The following is a 16350-nucleotide window of genomic DNA, read 5'->3' as shown; positions in this document are numbered from 1 at the left end:
AGGCCGGGATGCAGGATTACACCATCGTCGCGCGCACCCCCGGAGGCTCCGACGTGCTGGAGCGCCGGGAGATCCCCACACCCCAGCCCGTTGCGGGCGAGGTGCGGGTACGCCACAAGGCGATCGGCCTGAACTTCCTCGATATCTACCACCGCAGCGGGCTTTATCCTTGGGCCCAACCGCGCGACCTGATCCCCGGCTCTGAAGCCGCGGGCGTGGTCGAGGGAGTGGGCGAGGGCGTCACTGCGCTGGAACCGGGCGACCGCGTGGCCTACACGCATCCTCTGGGTGCCTATGCGTCAGCGCGGGTGATCCCCGCCGACCGGCTGCTGAAACTGCCGCAGGACATCACCGACGAGGTCGCGGCGGGCGTCATCCTGAAGGGACTGACGGCGCATTACCTGATCCATGACAGCTACCCGGTGCGTGCGGGTGACACGGTTCTGGTCCACGCGGCGGCGGGCGGTGTCGGGCTGCTGCTGGGCCAATGGCTTAAGGCCAAGGGCGTGCGTGCCATCGGCACGGCAGGCGGACCAGAGAAGGTCGCGCTGGCGCAGGCCCATGGCTACGACGCGGTCATCGACTACCGCGCCGGGGGTTTCGTTCCCCAGGTGATGGATCTGACCGGCGGGCAGGGGGTGCAGGCGGTCTATGACAGCGTCGGCGCCGATACCTGGCGGGGGTCGCTAGACTGCCTGCGCGCACACGGGTCATTCGTGAATTTCGGCCAGTCCTCGGGGTCGATCGACGGCTTTACCTTCGCCGATCTAGCGCGAAAATCCCTGCACGCGACGCGGCCCACCCTGTTTCACTTCATCGCCGACCCGGCGGAGTTGGATCGCAGGGGCAAGGCCCTGTTCGCAGCGCTCACCGATGGCACGCTGACTTGCGAAATCCGCAACCGTTTCCCGCTGGAGGAGGCCGCGCGCGCACATGACGCGCTGGAAGCTCGCGCCACCACCGGCACCACCATCCTTATTCCCTGAAAGGCCCCGCCATGAAAACGATCTATGCCACGTCCTGCACCGCCACCCACGAGGCTCGCAACGGGTCGGTCCGGTCCGAGGACGGCAATCTCGACGTCAAGCTTGCCATGCCCAGGGAACTGGGCGGGCCGGGTGGCGCGACGAACCCTGAACAGCTCTTTGCCGCGGGCTATGCCGCCTGTTTCACCTCTGCCATGCTGCGCGTGGCGCGTGAGGGAAACACGCAGATCGGCACGCCTTCGGTCACGGTGCATTCGGGTCTTCGCTCGGACGGGGTGGATCGCTACGCGTTGATTGCCGACGTCAAGGTGTCGCTGCCCGATCTGGACCGCGACACAGCGCTGAGGATCGCTGAAGGTGCACACCGGATTTGCCCGTTTTCCAAGGCCGTGGGCAACAGCCTTGGCGTCACCGTCACGCTGATAGACTGGCAGGGCGCGGATGCAGGCGAAACGCTTGCCCTTGAAGGGGCGTAAGCCATGGATTTCATGCTGCCCCCCCGCGTCGAGGATTTCCGCGCCCGCATCGCGCGGTTTGTCGAGGACGAGATCCTGCCGGTCGAGGAAGACCGGGGCAACTGGGACGCCCACGGCAATATCGCGTCGGAACCGCTTGAAATCTTGCGTGAAAAGGCAAAGGCCGATGGGCTGTGGTGCCTGCAACTGCGCCCGGAAACCGGCGGTCAAGGTCTGGGCAAGGTCGGGATGGCGACCTGCTACGAGGAAATGAACCGCTCGATCTTTGGGCCGGTGGTTTTCAATTCCGCGGCACCCGATGACGGCAACATGATGGTGCTGGAACAGGCCGCGACGGATGCGCAGAAAGCGCAATGGTTGCAGCCCATCGTGCGTGGCGATGTGCGCTCTGCCTTTGCGATGACCGAACCGCATCCCGGTGGCGGGTCGGACCCCGGCATGATGCTGACCACGGCGAAAAAGCAGGGCGACCGCTACGTGATCCGAGGCCGCAAGTGGTTCATCACCGGGGCCGAGGATGCGGCGCATTTCATCCTGATGGCGCGCACCTCGGACGATCCGCGCCGTGGGTTGACCGCCTTTCTGCATCACCGCGACGAGCCCGGCTGGCGCATCGACCGGCGCATCCCGATCATGGGACCAGAGGAACATGGCGGCCATTGTGAACTGGTCTACGAGGACATGGAACTGCCGGCCGACCGCGTGCTTTTGGGCGAGGGGCTGGGGCTGAAGCTGACCCAGATGCGGCTTGGCCCGGCGCGGTTGACCCATTGCATGCGCTGGCTGGGGCTGGCCAAGCGTTGCACCGAGATCGCGCAGGACTATGCTCAGAACCGCCACGGGTTTGGCGTGCGCCTGTCGGAACGCGAAAGCATCCAGATCAAGATGGGCGATCTGGCCATGGGCATCGAGATCGGCCGCTTGCTGGTGATGAAGGCCGCCTGGGCGCTGGATCAGGGCAGCTTTGCCCGCAAGGAAGTCTCGATGGCCAAGATTCATGTGGCCAACCTGCTGCACAAGGCCGCCGATGTGGCGATTCAGGTCAACGGCGCGCGCGGCTATTCCTGCGACACGGTGCTGGAGTGGATCTACCGCTATGCCCGTCAGGCACGGTTGGTCGATGGCGCGGATGAAGTGCACCAGATGGTGCTGAACCGCTTCCTCGGCGACGAGGGGCGCGGTTTCTGGACCTGGGACACCGCGCCGGCCTATGCGGAGGCGGCGGAATGAGCGATCTGGACCTTGTCGCTTTGGAATGCTGGCTGGCGGCAAAGTTGCCGGGAGGCGATCTGCGTATCGAACGTATCGGCGGTGGCCAGTCCAACCCAACATGGCTCGTGGATTGGGGCGGCGCACGCATGGTGCTGCGCAAGAAGCCCGCAGGACCGATCTTGTCCGGCGCCCATGCCATCGAACGCGAGTTTCGCGTTCTGCGCGCGCTGGAGCGCACGGATGTGCCCGTGCCAAAAGCGCTTTGGCTGGAAGAGGACGAGACCATCCTCGGAACGCCTTTCTACCTGATGGAGCGGCTGTACGGGCGCGTGTTCACCGATTGCACCTTGCCCGGCCTCACACCCGAAGAGCGGCGCGAGATCTACCTTGATATGGCCCGCACATTGGCCCGGCTTCATGCTGTGCGCCCCGAGGCGGTGGGGTTGGGCGACTACGGCAAACCCGGATATTACTTCGAGCGTCAGATAAACCGCTGGGGGCGGCAGTATCGAGAAAGCCCCGGCGGGGTGGTTCCCGCGCTGGACAGACTGCTTGATTGGCTTACTGCGAACATGCCCGAAGAGGACGGCGCAGTGTCCATCGCCCATGGCGATTTCCGGCTGGGCAACATGCTGTTCCACCCGACCGAGCCGCGCGTGATCGGCGTGCTGGACTGGGAATTGTCCACGCTGGGTCATCCGCTTGCCGATCTGGGGTTTTGCGTTATGCCCTGGCACACCGCGCCGGACGAGTATGGCGGGTTGCTGGGCAGCGGCTGGGAAACTTCGGGCATCCCGAGCCGCGCCGAGTTCGAGGCGGAATATCACGCCCACGCCATCCCGACGCCGCCGCTCACCGCGTTCCACATTGCCTTCGCGCTGTTCCGCTTTGCCGTGATCTTCGTCGGCATTGCCGACCGCGCGCGGGCCGGAAACGCCGCCAGCGCCGAGGCGGCAACGCTGGCACCATTGGCAGAACGCTTTGCTTTCCGCGCGCTCGACGTGATCGACGTGCGGCAGTCGGTGGTGTGCCGGGCATGACCAAACTCAAAATTGAATTCGGAATTCGAAATTGGCAGTGCCATGGTGGCGCTTGCCTGCATACCATCGCCGTTGCGCGATGACACTCTTGGGAGGAAAAACATGACACTGCACCAGAACTTCATCGGAGGCCGCTTCATCACCCCCGCACCGGGCGAGGTGATCGACGTGTTCAACCCGGCACGGGACAACAAGATTTCGGAAATCCCCGACACCACCGCCGAAGGCGTGGCAGAGGCCGTCGCCACTGCCAACTCGGCTCAGCGCGCCTGGGAAAAACTGCCGCCGATCCAGCGTGCGGGCTATCTGCGCCAGATCTCGGCCAAAATCCGTGCCAATGCCGAGGAAATCGCGCGCGTGATCTCGGAAGAGCAAGGCAAAGTCCTGCCGCTCGCGCGCGTCGAGGCAGCCTTTACAGCTGATTACATTGATTACATGGCCGAATGGGCGCGCCGGATCGAAGGCGAGATCCTGCCCTCGGACCGTCCGGGCGAAAACATCTTCCTGTTCCGCCAGCCGGTGGGAGTCGTCGCGGGCATTCTGCCCTGGAACTTCCCGTTCTTCCTGATTGCCCGCAAGATGGCGCCTGCGCTCATCACCGGCAACGCCATCGTCATTAAGCCGAGCGAGGAAACGCCGAATAATGCCGCTCTCTTCGCCCAACTCGTGACGGAAACGGACCTGCCCGAAGGGATCTTCAACATCGTTTATGGTCGCGGTGCCACGACCGGCAAGGCGCTGACCACGAACCCGGATGTCCGCATGGTCAGCTTCACCGGCAGCGTCGACACCGGCGCGCGGATCATGGCGGACGCCGCACAGAACATCTGCAAGATGAACTTGGAACTGGGCGGCAAAGCTCCGGCCATCGTCACCGCGGATGCGGATCTCGACCTCGCTGCGAAGGCGATCACCCAGTCGCGAGTGCTGAACACCGGGCAGGTCTGCAACGCGGCGGAGCGCATCTATGTCGACCGGACGGTCGCTGCGGAATTCACGGATAAACTTGTCACTGCGATGAGGGCGGTGCGCTATGGCGATCCGCTGGCTTCCGAAGATCTCGATATGGGGCCGATCATCAACCGCGCAGGTCTGGACAAGATCGACACTCTGGTAAAGTCCGCCATCAGCAGTGGCGCCGAGGTGGTGCTAGGCGGCAAACCCGCCGATTTGGGAGCAGGCAGCCACTACGAGCCTACTGTTCTGATCAACTGTCGGCAGGACATGGAAATCATCCAGAAGGAGACCTTCGGCCCCGTTCTGCCTATCGTTGAGGTCAGCGGTCTAGACGAGGCGATCGAGCGTTCCAACGATACGACCTATGGTCTAACCTCGTCAATCTACACGAGCAATGTGGGTGCCGCGATGCGCGCAGCAAATGAGCTTCGCTTCGGAGAGACTTACATCAACCGTGAGAATTTTGAAGCGATGCAGGGTTTCCATGCCGGGCGCGGCAAGTCTGGCATCGGAGGTGCGGACGGCAAGCACGGTTTGCTGGAATACACCGAGACCCACATGGTCTACATGCAGAACTGAAACGCCAAAGTGGGGCGGACCAAAGATTGGTCCGCCCATTTTCTAGAAAGAAATCATGGATATGCAACACCCGATGAAGGACATCGTCATCGTCTCCGCCGTCCGCACCGCCATCGGTGATTTCGGCGGCGCGTTGAAGGATCTGAGCCCCTGCGCGCTTGGTACACTGACCGCGCGCGAAGCCATCGCCAGAGCAGGACTTGAGGCTGCGGAAATTGGACAGGCCTTCTACGGCAACGTCATCCATACCGAACCGCGCGACATGTACCTTGCCCGCGTCATCGCGATGGAAGCGGGCGTACTGCAGGAAGCGCCTGCGCTGACTGTAAACCGGCTATGCGGCTCTGGTCTTCAAGCCATCGTTTCGGGCGTTCAGGCAATCGCGATGGGCGACACCGAGGTCGTTCTGGCCGGTGGGGCCGAGAGCATGAGCCGCGCAGGGTATATGCTGCCGGCCGCGCGCTGGGGAGCCAAAATGGGCGATGTTCAGGCCATCGACATGATGACCGCAGCTTTGCACGATCCATTTGGCCACGGCCATATGGGGATCACCGCCGAGAACGTGGCAGAACGCTGCGGGATCACCCGTGAGGCGCAGGATGCCTTTGCAGCGGAAAGCCACCGGCGCGCGGCGGCGGCCATCGCGGCGGGGCATTTCCGCGATCAGATCGTGCCGGTGGTCCAGCAGACGCGCAAGGGCGAGGTGGTCTTTGACACCGACGAACATGTGCGCCTTGATGCGACCGTTGAAGGCATGGCCGGGCTGCGCCCGGTTTTCAGAAAGGATGGAACCGTAACGGCCGGCAACGCGTCGGGGATCAATGATGGCGCGGCCTCGGTCATCCTGATGACCGCCGAAGCCGCAAAGCGTCATGGCGCAACGCCGCTGGCGCGCGTGGTCTCCTATGGGCATGCCGGGGTCGCGCCCGAGGTCATGGGGCTGGGGCCGGTGCCCGCCATGCGCGTCGCGCTGGAGCGGGCAGGGCTCGCGCCTGATGCGCTCGAGGTGGTCGAAAGCAACGAAGCCTTCGCTGCGCAGGCCTGTGCCGTGACCGCCGAACTGGAGCTTGATCCGGCGCGGGTGAACCCGAACGGGGGTGCTGTGGCGCTTGGTCATCCGATCGGGGCGAGCGGGGCAATCATCACCACCAAGCTGGTCTATGAAATGCAGCGCACGCGGGCGACGACCGGTGCCGCCACCATGTGCATCGGCGGCGGGCAGGGGATCGCTCTGATCCTAGAGGCTGCCTGAGCCATGACCCCGTTCAAGCTGCACGTTTCGCAAGAGCAGATCGACGATCTGAATGACAGGCTCACCCGCACCCGATTGCCGGACCGGACGCCGGGGCCAGACTGGGCCTTCGGCACCGATCCGGACTGGCTGGCCGATCTGATCGGCTATTGGCGCGATGGGTTCGACTGGCGCGCACAGGAGGCGGCGCTGAACGCGTTCGATCAGCTCATGGTGCCACTGCACGGGATCGACCTGCATGTCATCCGGGCCGAGGGCAGGGGGCCTGCGCCGCGCCCGCTTTTGCTGCTGCATGGCTGGCCCGGATCGGTGTTCGAGTTTCTCGACATACTGCCCCTGCTTACCGATCCCGCGCGTTTCGGCGGCAGGGCGGAGGATGCCTTTACTGTAATAGCCCCGTCCCTGCCGGGGTTCGCTCTGTCCTTCACGCCGGGACAGCGCCGGTTTTCGACGGCAGAGATGGCGGATGTCTTTGCCGATCTGATGACCGCGCTTGGGTTTGATCGCTTCGGCGTGCAGGGCGGCGATTGGGGTGCGTTCACGGGCGCTGCGCTGGCGCTGCGTCACCCGGGCAGGGTTGAGGGCCTGCATCTGAATTACCTGCCACTGCGCCCCGAACCATCCGCCTTCGAGCAAGAGGAAACCGCCTATGCCATGATCCAGGGCACCAAGCCGCAGACGCTGGCCTATGCCCTGAGCGACAGCCCGGCAGGGCTGGCTGCATGGATCGGTGAGAAGTTCCATCGCTGGACGGATCACGATGGCGATCCTTTCACCGCCGTGTCGCGGGACCGGATGCTGGCCAATATCGCGCTTTACTGGTTCACCGGCGCGATCGGATCGTCCTTCTGGCCCTATTTCGCACGCCTGCATGGCGACTGGCCTGTGCCGGATGGCGCGCAGGTGACGGTGCCGATGGGGCACGCAGTTTTCCCGCGCGAGATCCGCCGGCCGGGCCGCGAGGCCGCCTCGCGGATGTTCACGGATATCCGTCACTGGACCGAGATGAAAAAGGGTGGTCACTTCGCGGCGATGGAACAACCCGTCGCCCTTGCACGCGATGTCGGCGGCTTTTTTCTGAGGTGCACTAGGGACAATACAGCGGTGCCTTGCCCATGACGGCGACGAAACCGTCCCATACACCGCCGAACGCCTTTCACTGTACGGGGTAGGGTAGCGAACTCTGAAGTGTGTGCGTATGGTAGGCATAACGGGTCCGCTCCAAGTGCAGGTACACCCGAGGAGATCGCTGAATGCCACAGAACGCAGCCACTCAGGCAGCGAGCCTCTTTTCTGTGCCGATGATGGATGGGGGCGATTAGGACAACATTTCAATAACTTGCAGGGTGTTGTGTGCAGCTCATGTTCATGTTTCGATCGCGTGATTTCGTGCGAGGTCGCGCTTGCTGCGACGGATTGGTGTATCCGCTGCCAAGCAGCATTCTGCATAGCTCGGCCCGAGGTGAGATAGTGGTCGAGGCAAAGAAGTGGTGGCTTGGGGAAATCGAGAGCCGTGTCTATCGAGTGCATCGAATAGGGCTTCAACCAGCGCCTATTTCTTCTTGTGCTCGCCAAGATTGGTCAAGGCTTTACCCTTCGTGAAGTCGGCTGTTGCAACGACCTTTTCCTTCACCTTCTTGGGCTTCTTCGCCTCACGGTTGCCGCGTTGCTTATCACCTTTGGACATTTTGGTTTCTCCTAGTTCTGAGTTTTTTCCGAAGCAGTGCTCGGTGTTTGTTTTCATCAACACCGTGGATTGGTGTCCCGGGGCTTCTGCCCACGGGACGCCGCCGTTCACATCATTCCGCCCATTGCACCCATGTCGGACATTTCGCTGCCGGCGCTGGCCTTCTCGGGCTTTTGCGCGACCATCGCTTCGGTCGTGATCAATAGCCCGGCAATGGACGCGGCGTTTTCGAGAGCGATCCGAACGACTTTCGTCGGATCGATGACACCGGCCTTCAGCATGTCGCCGTATTCTTCGGCCTGTACGTCGAAACCGAAGCTCGGGCTGTCGTTCTCAATCACCTTACCGACAACGACCGATCCGTCGATCCCGGCATTTCCGGCAATTTGGCGCAGCGGCGCCTGGATTGCGCGGCGGACGATCTTGATCCCGGCATCCTGATCGTTGTTCTCACCCTTCAGGGTCGCAAGAACCTTTCCGGCATGAACGAGGGCCACGCCGCCACCGGGCACGACGCCTTCCTGAACTGCGGCACGGGTGGCATTGAGCGCATCGTCGACGCGGTCCTTGCGCTCCTTCACCTCAACCTCGGTTGCGCCTCCGACCCGGATCACGGCAATGCCGCCGGCAAGCTTGGCCAGCCGTTCCTGCAGCTTCTCCTTGTCGTAGTCCGAGTTTGTGTCCTCGATCTGCGCCCGGATCTGCGCGACGCGCGCCGCGATCGTGTCCTTGTCGCCAGCACCGTCAATGATGGTCGTGTCATCCTTGGTAATCGCGACCTTCTTCGCCGTTCCAAGCATGTCGAGCGTAACGTTCTCCAGCTTGGTGCCCATTTCCACGGAAATCACCTGACCGCCCGTTAACACGGCAATATCTTCCATCATCGCTTTCCGGCGATCCCCGAAGCCAGGTGCCTTGACGGCCGCGACCTTCAACCCGCCGCGAAGCTTGTTGACGACCAGCGTCGCCAGCGCCTCGCCCTCGATGTCCTCGGCCACGATCAGCAGTTGCTTGCCGGCGTCGATCACGGCTTCGAGCAACGGCACCATTGAGGCGAGCGAGGTCAACTTCTTTTCGTGAAGAAGAATGACGCAGTCATCCAGTTCAACGATCATCTTCTGAGCGTTTGTGATGAAATAGGGGCTCAGATAGCCACGGTCGAACTGCATGCCCTCGACCACTTCGGTCTCGGTCACCAGTCCCTTGTTTTCCTCGACGGTGATCACGCCTTCATTGCCGACCCTAGCCATCGCATCGGCGATCTGTTGGCCGATTGCAACCTCTCCGTTTGCCGAAATTGCGCCGACCTTCGCGATCTCGTCGCTGTCGCCGACGGGGCGGGACATGGCCTTGATTTCGGTCACAACAGCGGCGACGGCCTTGTCGATCCCGCGCTTGAGATCCATCGGATTCATACCAGCGGCGACCGACTTCATGCCTTCACGGACAATCGCATAGGCGAGCACGGTTGCGGTCGTCGTGCCGTCGCCCGCCTCGTCATTGGTGCGCTGCGCCACCTCTTTGACCATTTGCGCGCCCATATTTTCGAAGGGGTCTGACAGCTCAATTTCCTTGGCTACTGACACGCCGTCCTTTGTTATGCGTGGCGCACCCCATGATTTATCGAGTACGACGTTTCGGCCCTTTGGCCCGAGGGTGATCTTCACGGCGTTGGCCAGCGTGTTGATGCCTTTCAGCATACGGTCGCGGGCATCAGTACTGAATCTGACATCTTTGGCGGACATGATCGGGCGCTCCTGAGAATGAAAATTCGACGTCGCTGTCGGGGTCAGGTCATGACGCCGAGAATGTCGCTCTCCTTCATGATCATGAGATCTTCGCCGTCGAGTTTGATTTCGGTCCCGGACCATTTTCCGAACAGGAACCGGTCGCCAGCCTTGACGTCCATTGCGATGCGCTCGCCATCCTCGTCCCTAGCGCCAGCGCCGACCGCAACGATTTCACCCTCCTGCGGCCTCTCTTTTGCGGTGTCAGGGATAATGAGCCCGCCTGAGGTCTTCGCGTCGCCTTCGATGCGGCGGACGAGAACCCGGTCGTGGAGTGGATTGAACGACACGTAAGTGCTCCTTCTTCAGATATTAAAGGGAGCATGGCGATGTTCGGAAGTTCATTGGTACTCGCCATACCGGAGCGCCAATGCTATAGAAGTGATGGCTTAGCAGGGGTTCTACAATAGCGCCTCAAAGAATATCTTTCAGCTTCCAATCAAACGATATCCATAACTGCTCCTGCAGTTCGTCGACGCTCGACGTCACAAGCGTCTAACCGAGGTAGCGCCAGCGATGATCGCGTTGATCAAGTGCGCCACGGCGCGGTGCCTTTCCATTTCGAGTTCGGTGCCGACGGCGTTCTCATGTGTCGCGGCGGCGTCCAGAAGAACACCCATGATCTCGTGCTCCGGAAGCAGTCCACGATCGTTCAAGGCAAGCAGAAGCGCCTCGCAGATCGACAGGGCGGCCTCGCCTGCATGTTCGCTCGCCGTGGACATCCGGGGTTCCTTTCTTGGCATCGTGAACCGGGAAAGATGAGGTTCAAATACATCCGTACTTCTCGCAGGAATTGCCTTATGCTTGACTGATCCAGAGCAGTGTCCGGGCCGATTTCCGCTCTTGGGTCACGACACGCCGGGAGGCCCCATGACATCAGTTGAACACAGCCCACCTGACCCGCAAGCTCTCGGCCTTCGTCGCCCTGTCTGATGTCGAGCTGGCCGTGCTTGAACGACTGCACCAGCGCCGCCGATCCTTTATCGCGGGGCGCGATATGGTGCATTAGGGCCAGACGGCTCAAGCCGCCTATATTCTGTCGGCGGGTTGGGTCTGTTCCTACAAGCTGCAGGCCGACGGAACGCGGCAGATCGTGGATTTCCAGATGCCGGGGGATTTTCTGGGGTTGCGGAGTGTTCTCTTGCGCACCTCGGACCACAGTTTCGAACCCATCGTGGATATCGAGGACGCCTAGGTCCTCAAGTCCGATCTTCTGGCGGCCTTCGCGCAGACCCCGCGACTCGCCACGGCCATACTCTTGGCGGCATCGCGGGACGAGGCGATGGTGGTCGAGCATCTCGTGGGGATCGGCCGGCGCGATGCGGAAGCGCGCATGGCGCATTTTCTGCTGGAGCTGGGGTCAAGGCTGGCGTTGGTGTGGATGGGCAGCAGGGAAGGCTACGACTGTCCGCTGACGCAGTACCATCTCGCCGATACTCTGAGGCTGAGCGCGGTCCATGTGAACCGCGTCCTGCGGCAGCTACGCGAGAGCGGACTGGTGACTTTTCGGGACGGCCATGTGGCGTTCCACGACTATGGCGGGCTGGTGGACCTTGCCGAATTCGATCTGGCCTATCTGGATCAGATCGGACCGCTCCTGAAATGAGAGGGCCGCCCTCCCTTGTTTGGCAGGCGGCCCCGGTGATCAGGTCAAACGCCGAAAGTCACGCGAGGGCGTGGGTCGCCGCGTCGAGTTCCTTGTTGGTCTCGGTATCGTTCTTCGCCGTGTGCGCCTTCTCGGCTGCCTGGAAATGCTTCAGAGCAGAGTCCTTCTTGGGGCCGGAGGGCGCCTTGTCCCAGGCTGCTTTGACGGACTTCATCTTGTCGGCGGTTTTTGTTTGTTCGGGAGTCATTGGGATTGTCCTTTCATGGACGTTCCGAGAAATAAGAAGCGCGCCGACATGCCGATCTTTTGGAGATCGGCACGCCCACACGCTTCTCAGATACTCGGAAAACTGCGCCACCGAATATTCGATGGACACGGTTCAACTAACCTTTGTCAGCGCCTCGCCGCACTGATGTAGGTTAGTCCAGGCGAATGCGGCTGGTCGATTGCGTCTTTGCTTGTCAATTCACCGCAGTTTGCTGGTGGGAAATCCTCAGCCAAGTGTCGTCATCGTTGAGGTATGTTGAGGCGCAGAGTGCTTTGTAGATTGATATGTCGGCTTTCTCTGCCGAGACACGGTAGGTGAGAATGGCGATGTCATGACACCGCGTGACGCGGCGTTCGGCCATGGCGACGGAGCGCCAGCCGGTGCTCTGCTTTAGATGTGGCCAGATCTGGTCGCCCTGAAGGATGCCGGGCGGATAAGGGAAGATCATGATGCCGTTGTTCGCTGTAGTCGCCCGCGCGTTGTCCGCCCCACTGGTCCAGAAGCGTTCCTCCATGTCCCAGAGAACGCCCTGTTCGCGCGGTGATAGCGTGCCGTTCTTGTGCGCAGAATGACCCATTGGCGTCGATGTCTGAGCGGAAACGGTCATTCGCCTGACCCCGATCCGCCAATCATGAACATGAGAAATAGAAGGAGGACAACCGCGAGCATTGCCCAATTCGCTCCGCTTTTTGCCGAGCGGCCACTGGCAACGGTTGTGGCAGCTTGCTTCAGACTAGCTGACGCCCGGTCTTCGGGGAGCAGCTGACTCAAGACCCGTGCGATCCTGCCGTGATCGCTGGCGAGCGCAGGAACGTCCCGAAATCGAGCGAGTAGTGTGCCCAATCGCGCACGCGCGTCATCGCGTCCCAGCGAGACCAGTTCAGCGGTTTCTTTCCATGGATCGAGGCCGAGCCGCGCAAGCGTGGAGAGGACCGTCACGACATATCCGTTTCGATCCTCGCCGACGGACGCATAGAGAAACCGGTCAAACTCGGGTGGGTGCGGGTTGAGTACATTGGGGTCGGCCATAGTCATTAATACCTTGTTTGCAGGAACGCCGATCGCCCCTGTTTCCCAAAGGTTACGCGCGGGTCGGTTTCCCCGCCCTTACACAGGTCAGTGCGGACGAGTGCCCCCCGGGAAGGTCGCAGCCGGTTAGTTGCCTGGGACTAACATGCGTCAGCGCAAGGTGAACGAACCCGAGGTAAGAGAAGAGAAATCGTTCGACTGGACAGGCCGGAATCCAAGGGGCCTTCACAGCGGTGGACGACGAACCTGCCAACATCGCGGAGATCAGAGATGACCATGCGGTCGACCAGATCGACGGTTACGTTTTCGAGCCCGTTCACCTTGTCAGGATATCCGGGCGATTTACCGGCGGGCGACTACGAAGTTCTCGTCGAAGAGGAGCTTCTACAGGGGCTGAGCTTCGAGGCTTACCGACGGACGGCAACGTATCTGACAGTGCGCGGCAGCGGCAACCATGCCGGACGCACCGAGTTGAGGGCCATTTCCGAAAACGACCTGAAAGAGGCGCTGAGCCAGGATCAGGCCGCGGCCGATACAAACAATCACAGCGATGCGGCGCTTTCCCCGCAGGAGGATGGAACATGAACACTCCCGAATGGCTAAAACCCGGCATTTATGGCGCGCTGATCGGCGCGGTCTTCGTAGGTACGGTCGGATTCACATGGGGCGGTTGGGTGACCGGCGGAACCGCGAATGACAGGGCAATGGCGATGTCCAGAGACGATGTCGTCGCCTCCATGGTACCGGTGTGCCTCGACATGGCGCGCTCCGACCCGGCGCGGGTGGACAAGATGGAGACGATCCGGGCCGCCTCGACCTACCAGAGGCGCGACGCGCTCATGGCGGCGGGCTGGTCGACCATGCCTGGAACCAACGCTCCGAACCGCGACATCGCGCAGGCCTGTCTCGCGGAACTCGAACTCTGAACGAGACAAGGTAAACCGACATGGTTTGGGGTGGTGCGCAGCAGGCCATGACACAAGCGAAAGCTCTTGCACGTCCGGCTTCGGAGTTGACCGATCTCGAACGGCGTGTGCTGGCCCGCGAACGCATCCTGCAAGCTCTGATCGCCTACATGGCCCACACGGAGTCGCGGTTCATCGATCATTTGAGACCACGGTTCGTCGAGGTTTGCGAGAATTCTGATCGCGCGCGGCCGCGATGCCGCCGATGTGCCGCTGATCCAGACATTCGGGGACAACACTTTGACGGAATTCAATGTCTGGACCGATGAATTCGGCTGACGGACCTTGTTTCCTTCGCTGTGCACCATCGTAAATCTGGTAGCCAGTCCCCATATAGGTAACATCGATGCAAAGTATCCCGGTCCGACATGGACGAGGAATTTAGCATCGGCCAATCAAAGGATCGATGACATGTCCTTCAAGGACCTGGCCGCCAGGGCTGTGGCCGCAATTAAGCCGAAGCCTGCCGAAACAGCAAAAGCACCAGCCAAGGCGAACGAGCCCAAGGCCGCCGTCAAGGAAGCGCCAGCGAAATCCAAGACATCTTGAGACGTATAAAGGCCGCGCGCCGCATTCTCAAAGGGGGCGCGGGCCACCTGCAGCAGCAACATGGAGGAGCCAAGCGATGGAAGATCTGACGAGCAAGACCGTCGCGGTGTTCGCCCGACCGTTCACTGTACCCGGCTTCAACGAGACGCTGCCGGCGGGAGATTACGAGATCGAAACGGAGTTGGTTTCACCCCCGGATCAAAAGGATCCGGCAGCCTGGAAGGCCTCCGTCCTGGTGAAGCTTCATCCCCGGATATCGCATCCCGGGCTTGCGCGGGCCCTGACCGTTTCCCTTGCCGACCTCGACCACGCACGCGCCAGGGACAAGCTGACGGGCAAGGCGTTGTCCGAGCTCTTTCTCGAGGAAATGCTGGCAGATCCAATGGTGCGTCTCGTGATGAAGGCTGACGGAGTCTCCGAGGCGCATTTGCGACATCTCTATTCTGAGCGTGGGGCGCCTGATCCCGATCTGAATGGGCCGGCGTCGGCGAAGACCACTCAAAGAACGCGGGACGATGCGTCAATCCGGGTCGCTGAGAACGAATGAATGCCTTGAAGATCGGAAACGCTGTCGCGATCGCGCAGCCACCACTTAACGGGACAGACTTGATGTCGGGCAGGGCCATGGCCGAAGGCGCAATGTCATACACCGTGACCGTAAGGGCTCGGCGCGACGTTCCGCAGGAACGCCAATGCCTGCGGTGCGAAACCCTGTTCTGGAGCGAAGGGTTCGGAGAGCGGATCTGCAGGCGCTGCAAGGGATTAAAAGCCTGGCGAAACGCCGTGCCCGATAGCGCCGGGTCATCTCGCCGCCGCTGATCCGCATCGGCGTGCGTGCCGTCTTCCTCGAACCACACTGGACGCCTTTTTTGACCTGCCTCGACATCGTTCACACCACAACCTACCGGTACCGTCAGGCGGTCTCTCTCGGACCGCACAGGTTGATGCTACGTCCCCGCGAAACGCGGGAATTGGGTCTCTTCTCTAACGAGCTGTTCATTACCCCGGCGGCGACCGTGACCTGGGCGCATGACGTGGCGGGCAACGCGATCGCCACGGCCATCTTTGACGGTCCGACAGATCATCTGGTGATCGAAAGCCGCGCCAGCGTGGAACTGACCGCGCCAGCCTGGCCGGTGTTTGCCATCGCGGCCTCGGCCGCCCAATACCCCTTTGTTTACGCCGCCGACGAATGGACGGACCTAGGTGCGTTGACGGTGCCGCAACACGATGACGTCGATGGCCGCCTTGCCCAATGGGTCGAAGGCTTTGTCATGGCGCGCCCGACAGACACGTTGTCTCTGCTGAAGGACATCAGCAACGGCGTGTTTACGCAGATTTCCTATCAGTGCCGCGATGACAAAGGCACCCAGTCGCCGATCGAGATCCTCGATCGGGGATGGGGCTCGTGCCGCGATTTCGCGGTCCTGCTTGCAGAGGCAGCCCGCAAGCTTGCACTTGGGGCTCGCATCGTCTCCGGCTACCTGTCCGATCAAGAAGACAGCCTTATCGGGTCCGCAGGTACCGGGTCTACCCATGCCTGGGTCGAGGTATACCTGCCCGGCGCAGGGTGGATCGCCTTCGACCCCACAAACCGAAGCGTCGGGTCGCAGAACCTTGTGCCGGTGGCAGTCGGCCGTGACATTCACCAGGTCATACCCGTCTCAGGCAGTTTCTCAGGAGGGCAGGGTGCCCCTTGCGATCTCGCGGTCCAAGTTTCGGTTCGTCTCGCAGTCCAGGATCATGCAGCGGCTATGGCGGAACGCAGCGAAATGGACTTTGCACAGATAAGCTAGGGTTGGCCTGCAAGTGAATGCCACGGGTTTTCGTGCCTTCCGTTAGACCTTGTGTCGGTCGGTTCTCGTCTTGGACAAGCGATTGAGCAAAGGAAGAACTCTCAAACCCCAGCGCTGGTTTGAGGTTTGAAGACGCGACGAAGGCCACTCAACCAACCCCT

General features: G+C 61.6%; 20 protein-coding genes and 1 pseudogene. 13 read left to right on the top strand and 8 right to left on the bottom strand.

Annotated features, from left to right (window positions below):
- The first annotated feature begins 8 nt into the window (after positions 1-8).
- From ACMVPR_RS08350 to ACMVPR_RS08320, 7 genes are all read left to right on the top strand, one after another.
- Positions 9-986: a quinone oxidoreductase family protein gene (locus ACMVPR_RS08350; protein WP_416882461.1), complete on the top strand. Its 978-nt coding sequence runs from the start codon at positions 9-11 to the stop codon at positions 984-986.
- An 11-nt stretch (positions 987-997) separates the two neighbouring features.
- Positions 998-1462 (top strand): Ohr family peroxiredoxin, encoded by a 465-nt coding sequence (locus ACMVPR_RS08345; RefSeq protein WP_416882460.1) that lies wholly within the window; start codon positions 998-1000, stop codon positions 1460-1462.
- A gap of 3 nt (positions 1463-1465) precedes the next feature.
- Entirely contained in the window at positions 1466-2692 is a 1227-nt protein-coding gene (locus ACMVPR_RS08340; protein WP_416882459.1) for an acyl-CoA dehydrogenase family protein, read from the top strand.
- On the top strand, positions 2689-3714 hold the full coding sequence (locus ACMVPR_RS08335) for a phosphotransferase family protein (protein ID WP_416882458.1): 1026 nt from the start codon (positions 2689-2691) through the stop codon (positions 3712-3714). Before ACMVPR_RS08340 ends, ACMVPR_RS08335 begins: the two co-directional genes overlap by 4 nt.
- A 102-nt stretch (positions 3715-3816) precedes the next feature.
- A complete protein-coding gene (aldA, locus tag ACMVPR_RS08330; protein WP_416882457.1) occupies positions 3817-5250 on the top strand; it encodes an aldehyde dehydrogenase in 1434 nt (477 codons plus the stop codon).
- 55 nt (positions 5251-5305) lie between these two features.
- A complete protein-coding gene (bktB, locus tag ACMVPR_RS08325; protein ID WP_416882456.1) occupies positions 5306-6502 on the top strand; it encodes a beta-ketothiolase BktB in 1197 nt (398 codons plus the stop codon).
- 3 nt (positions 6503-6505) lie between these two features.
- Positions 6506-7621, top strand: coding sequence for an epoxide hydrolase family protein (locus ACMVPR_RS08320; protein WP_416882455.1), 1116 nt, complete (start codon positions 6506-6508; stop codon positions 7619-7621).
- Positions 7622-8054: 433 nt separating this feature from the next.
- Here the strand turns inward: ACMVPR_RS08320 and ACMVPR_RS08315 are convergent, their stop codons facing one another.
- The 4 genes from ACMVPR_RS08315 to ACMVPR_RS08300 form a co-directional block, all read right to left on the bottom strand.
- The gene (locus tag ACMVPR_RS08315) at positions 8055-8300 is read right to left on the bottom strand and encodes a hypothetical protein (RefSeq protein WP_416882454.1); all 246 of its coding nucleotides are present in this window, start codon (positions 8298-8300) and stop codon (positions 8055-8057) included.
- Positions 8297-9934: a chaperonin GroEL gene (gene groL, locus ACMVPR_RS08310; protein WP_416882453.1), complete on the bottom strand. Its 1638-nt coding sequence runs from the start codon at positions 9932-9934 to the stop codon at positions 8297-8299. The genes ACMVPR_RS08315 and groL overlap by 4 nt, the downstream gene beginning before the upstream one ends.
- A 44-nt stretch (positions 9935-9978) precedes the next feature.
- Positions 9979-10266, bottom strand: a complete 288-nt coding sequence (locus ACMVPR_RS08305) for a co-chaperone GroES (RefSeq protein WP_416882452.1) — start codon at positions 10264-10266, stop codon at positions 9979-9981.
- Positions 10267-10461: 195 nt separating this feature from the next.
- On the bottom strand, positions 10462-10698 hold the full coding sequence (locus tag ACMVPR_RS08300; protein ID WP_300583006.1) for a hypothetical protein: 237 nt from the start codon (positions 10696-10698) through the stop codon (positions 10462-10464).
- Between the two features lie 158 nt (positions 10699-10856).
- Between ACMVPR_RS08300 and ACMVPR_RS08295 the strand changes: the two genes are divergently transcribed.
- A complete protein-coding gene (locus ACMVPR_RS08295) occupies positions 10857-10985 on the top strand; it encodes a hypothetical protein (protein WP_300583008.1) in 129 nt (42 codons plus the stop codon).
- A 24-nt stretch (positions 10986-11009) separates the two neighbouring features.
- A pseudogene (locus tag ACMVPR_RS08290) lies at positions 11010-11582 on the top strand (Crp/Fnr family transcriptional regulator).
- Positions 11583-11640: 58 nt separating this feature from the next.
- On the opposite strand, the gene ACMVPR_RS08285 reads toward ACMVPR_RS08290, so the two are convergent.
- From ACMVPR_RS08285 to ACMVPR_RS08275, 3 genes are all read right to left on the bottom strand, one after another.
- Positions 11641-11958 (bottom strand): hypothetical protein, encoded by a 318-nt coding sequence (locus ACMVPR_RS08285; protein ID WP_416882451.1) that lies wholly within the window; start codon positions 11956-11958, stop codon positions 11641-11643.
- An 85-nt stretch (positions 11959-12043) separates the two neighbouring features.
- A complete protein-coding gene (locus ACMVPR_RS08280; RefSeq protein ID WP_416882450.1) occupies positions 12044-12457 on the bottom strand; it encodes a hypothetical protein in 414 nt (137 codons plus the stop codon).
- Positions 12454-12879 (bottom strand): hypothetical protein, encoded by a 426-nt coding sequence (locus ACMVPR_RS08275; protein ID WP_416882449.1) that lies wholly within the window; start codon positions 12877-12879, stop codon positions 12454-12456. The genes ACMVPR_RS08280 and ACMVPR_RS08275 overlap by 4 nt, the downstream gene beginning before the upstream one ends.
- Before the next feature lie 276 nt (positions 12880-13155).
- Between ACMVPR_RS08275 and ACMVPR_RS08270 the strand changes: the two genes are divergently transcribed.
- Together ACMVPR_RS08270 and ACMVPR_RS08265 are read left to right on the top strand one after the other, a co-directional pair.
- Positions 13156-13464: a hypothetical protein gene (locus tag ACMVPR_RS08270; protein ID WP_416882448.1), complete on the top strand. Its 309-nt coding sequence runs from the start codon at positions 13156-13158 to the stop codon at positions 13462-13464.
- Entirely contained in the window at positions 13461-13805 is a 345-nt protein-coding gene (locus tag ACMVPR_RS08265) for a hypothetical protein (protein WP_416882447.1), read from the top strand. Before ACMVPR_RS08270 ends, ACMVPR_RS08265 begins: the two co-directional genes overlap by 4 nt.
- A 434-nt stretch (positions 13806-14239) precedes the next feature.
- Here ACMVPR_RS08265 and ACMVPR_RS08260 read toward each other — a convergent pair whose 3' ends face one another.
- On the bottom strand, positions 14240-14455 hold the full coding sequence (locus ACMVPR_RS08260) for a hypothetical protein (RefSeq protein ID WP_416882446.1): 216 nt from the start codon (positions 14453-14455) through the stop codon (positions 14240-14242).
- Between the two features lie 14 nt (positions 14456-14469).
- Here ACMVPR_RS08260 and ACMVPR_RS08255 point away from each other — a divergent pair, with 14 nt between their 5' ends.
- Both ACMVPR_RS08255 and ACMVPR_RS08250 read left to right on the top strand, forming a co-directional pair.
- Positions 14470-14940 (top strand): hypothetical protein, encoded by a 471-nt coding sequence (locus tag ACMVPR_RS08255; RefSeq protein WP_416882445.1) that lies wholly within the window; start codon positions 14470-14472, stop codon positions 14938-14940.
- Between the two features lie 283 nt (positions 14941-15223).
- On the top strand, positions 15224-16189 hold the full coding sequence (locus ACMVPR_RS08250; protein ID WP_416882444.1) for a transglutaminase family protein: 966 nt from the start codon (positions 15224-15226) through the stop codon (positions 16187-16189).
- The last annotated feature ends 161 nt before the right edge of the window (positions 16190-16350 follow it).

Source organism: Marivita sp. (assembly GCF_048006345.1).
GTDB lineage: Bacteria > Pseudomonadota > Alphaproteobacteria > Rhodobacterales > Rhodobacteraceae > Marivita.
The sequence above is the reverse complement of the archived record's forward strand: the minus strand, read 5'-3'. Positions and strand labels throughout refer to the sequence as shown.

Bases quoted from the DNA above. Each gene is read 5' to 3' on its own strand.
- ACMVPR_RS08350 (WP_416882461.1), top strand. From the start codon at position 9: ATGCAGGATTACACCATCGTCGCGCGCACCCCCGGAGGCTCCGACGTG.
- ACMVPR_RS08345 (WP_416882460.1), top strand. From the start codon at position 998: ATGAAAACGATCTATGCCACGTCCTGCACCGCCACCCACGAGGCTCGC.
- ACMVPR_RS08340 (WP_416882459.1), top strand. From the start codon at position 1,466: ATGGATTTCATGCTGCCCCCCCGCGTCGAGGATTTCCGCGCCCGCATC.
- ACMVPR_RS08335 (WP_416882458.1), top strand. From the start codon at position 2,689: ATGAGCGATCTGGACCTTGTCGCTTTGGAATGCTGGCTGGCGGCAAAG.
- aldA (WP_416882457.1), top strand. From the start codon at position 3,817: ATGACACTGCACCAGAACTTCATCGGAGGCCGCTTCATCACCCCCGCA.
- bktB (WP_416882456.1), top strand. From the start codon at position 5,306: ATGGATATGCAACACCCGATGAAGGACATCGTCATCGTCTCCGCCGTC.
- ACMVPR_RS08320 (WP_416882455.1), top strand. From the start codon at position 6,506: ATGACCCCGTTCAAGCTGCACGTTTCGCAAGAGCAGATCGACGATCTG.
- groL (WP_416882453.1), bottom strand. From the start codon at position 9,934: ATGTCCGCCAAAGATGTCAGATTCAGTACTGATGCCCGCGACCGTATG.
- ACMVPR_RS08300 (WP_300583006.1), bottom strand. From the start codon at position 10,698: ATGTCCACGGCGAGCGAACATGCAGGCGAGGCCGCCCTGTCGATCTGC.
- ACMVPR_RS08280 (WP_416882450.1), bottom strand. From the start codon at position 12,457: ATGACCGTTTCCGCTCAGACATCGACGCCAATGGGTCATTCTGCGCAC.
- ACMVPR_RS08275 (WP_416882449.1), bottom strand. From the start codon at position 12,879: ATGGCCGACCCCAATGTACTCAACCCGCACCCACCCGAGTTTGACCGG.
- ACMVPR_RS08270 (WP_416882448.1), top strand. From the start codon at position 13,156: ATGCGGTCGACCAGATCGACGGTTACGTTTTCGAGCCCGTTCACCTTG.
- ACMVPR_RS08265 (WP_416882447.1), top strand. From the start codon at position 13,461: ATGAACACTCCCGAATGGCTAAAACCCGGCATTTATGGCGCGCTGATC.
- ACMVPR_RS08260 (WP_416882446.1), bottom strand. From the start codon at position 14,455: ATGTTGCTGCTGCAGGTGGCCCGCGCCCCCTTTGAGAATGCGGCGCGC.
- ACMVPR_RS08255 (WP_416882445.1), top strand. From the start codon at position 14,470: ATGGAAGATCTGACGAGCAAGACCGTCGCGGTGTTCGCCCGACCGTTC.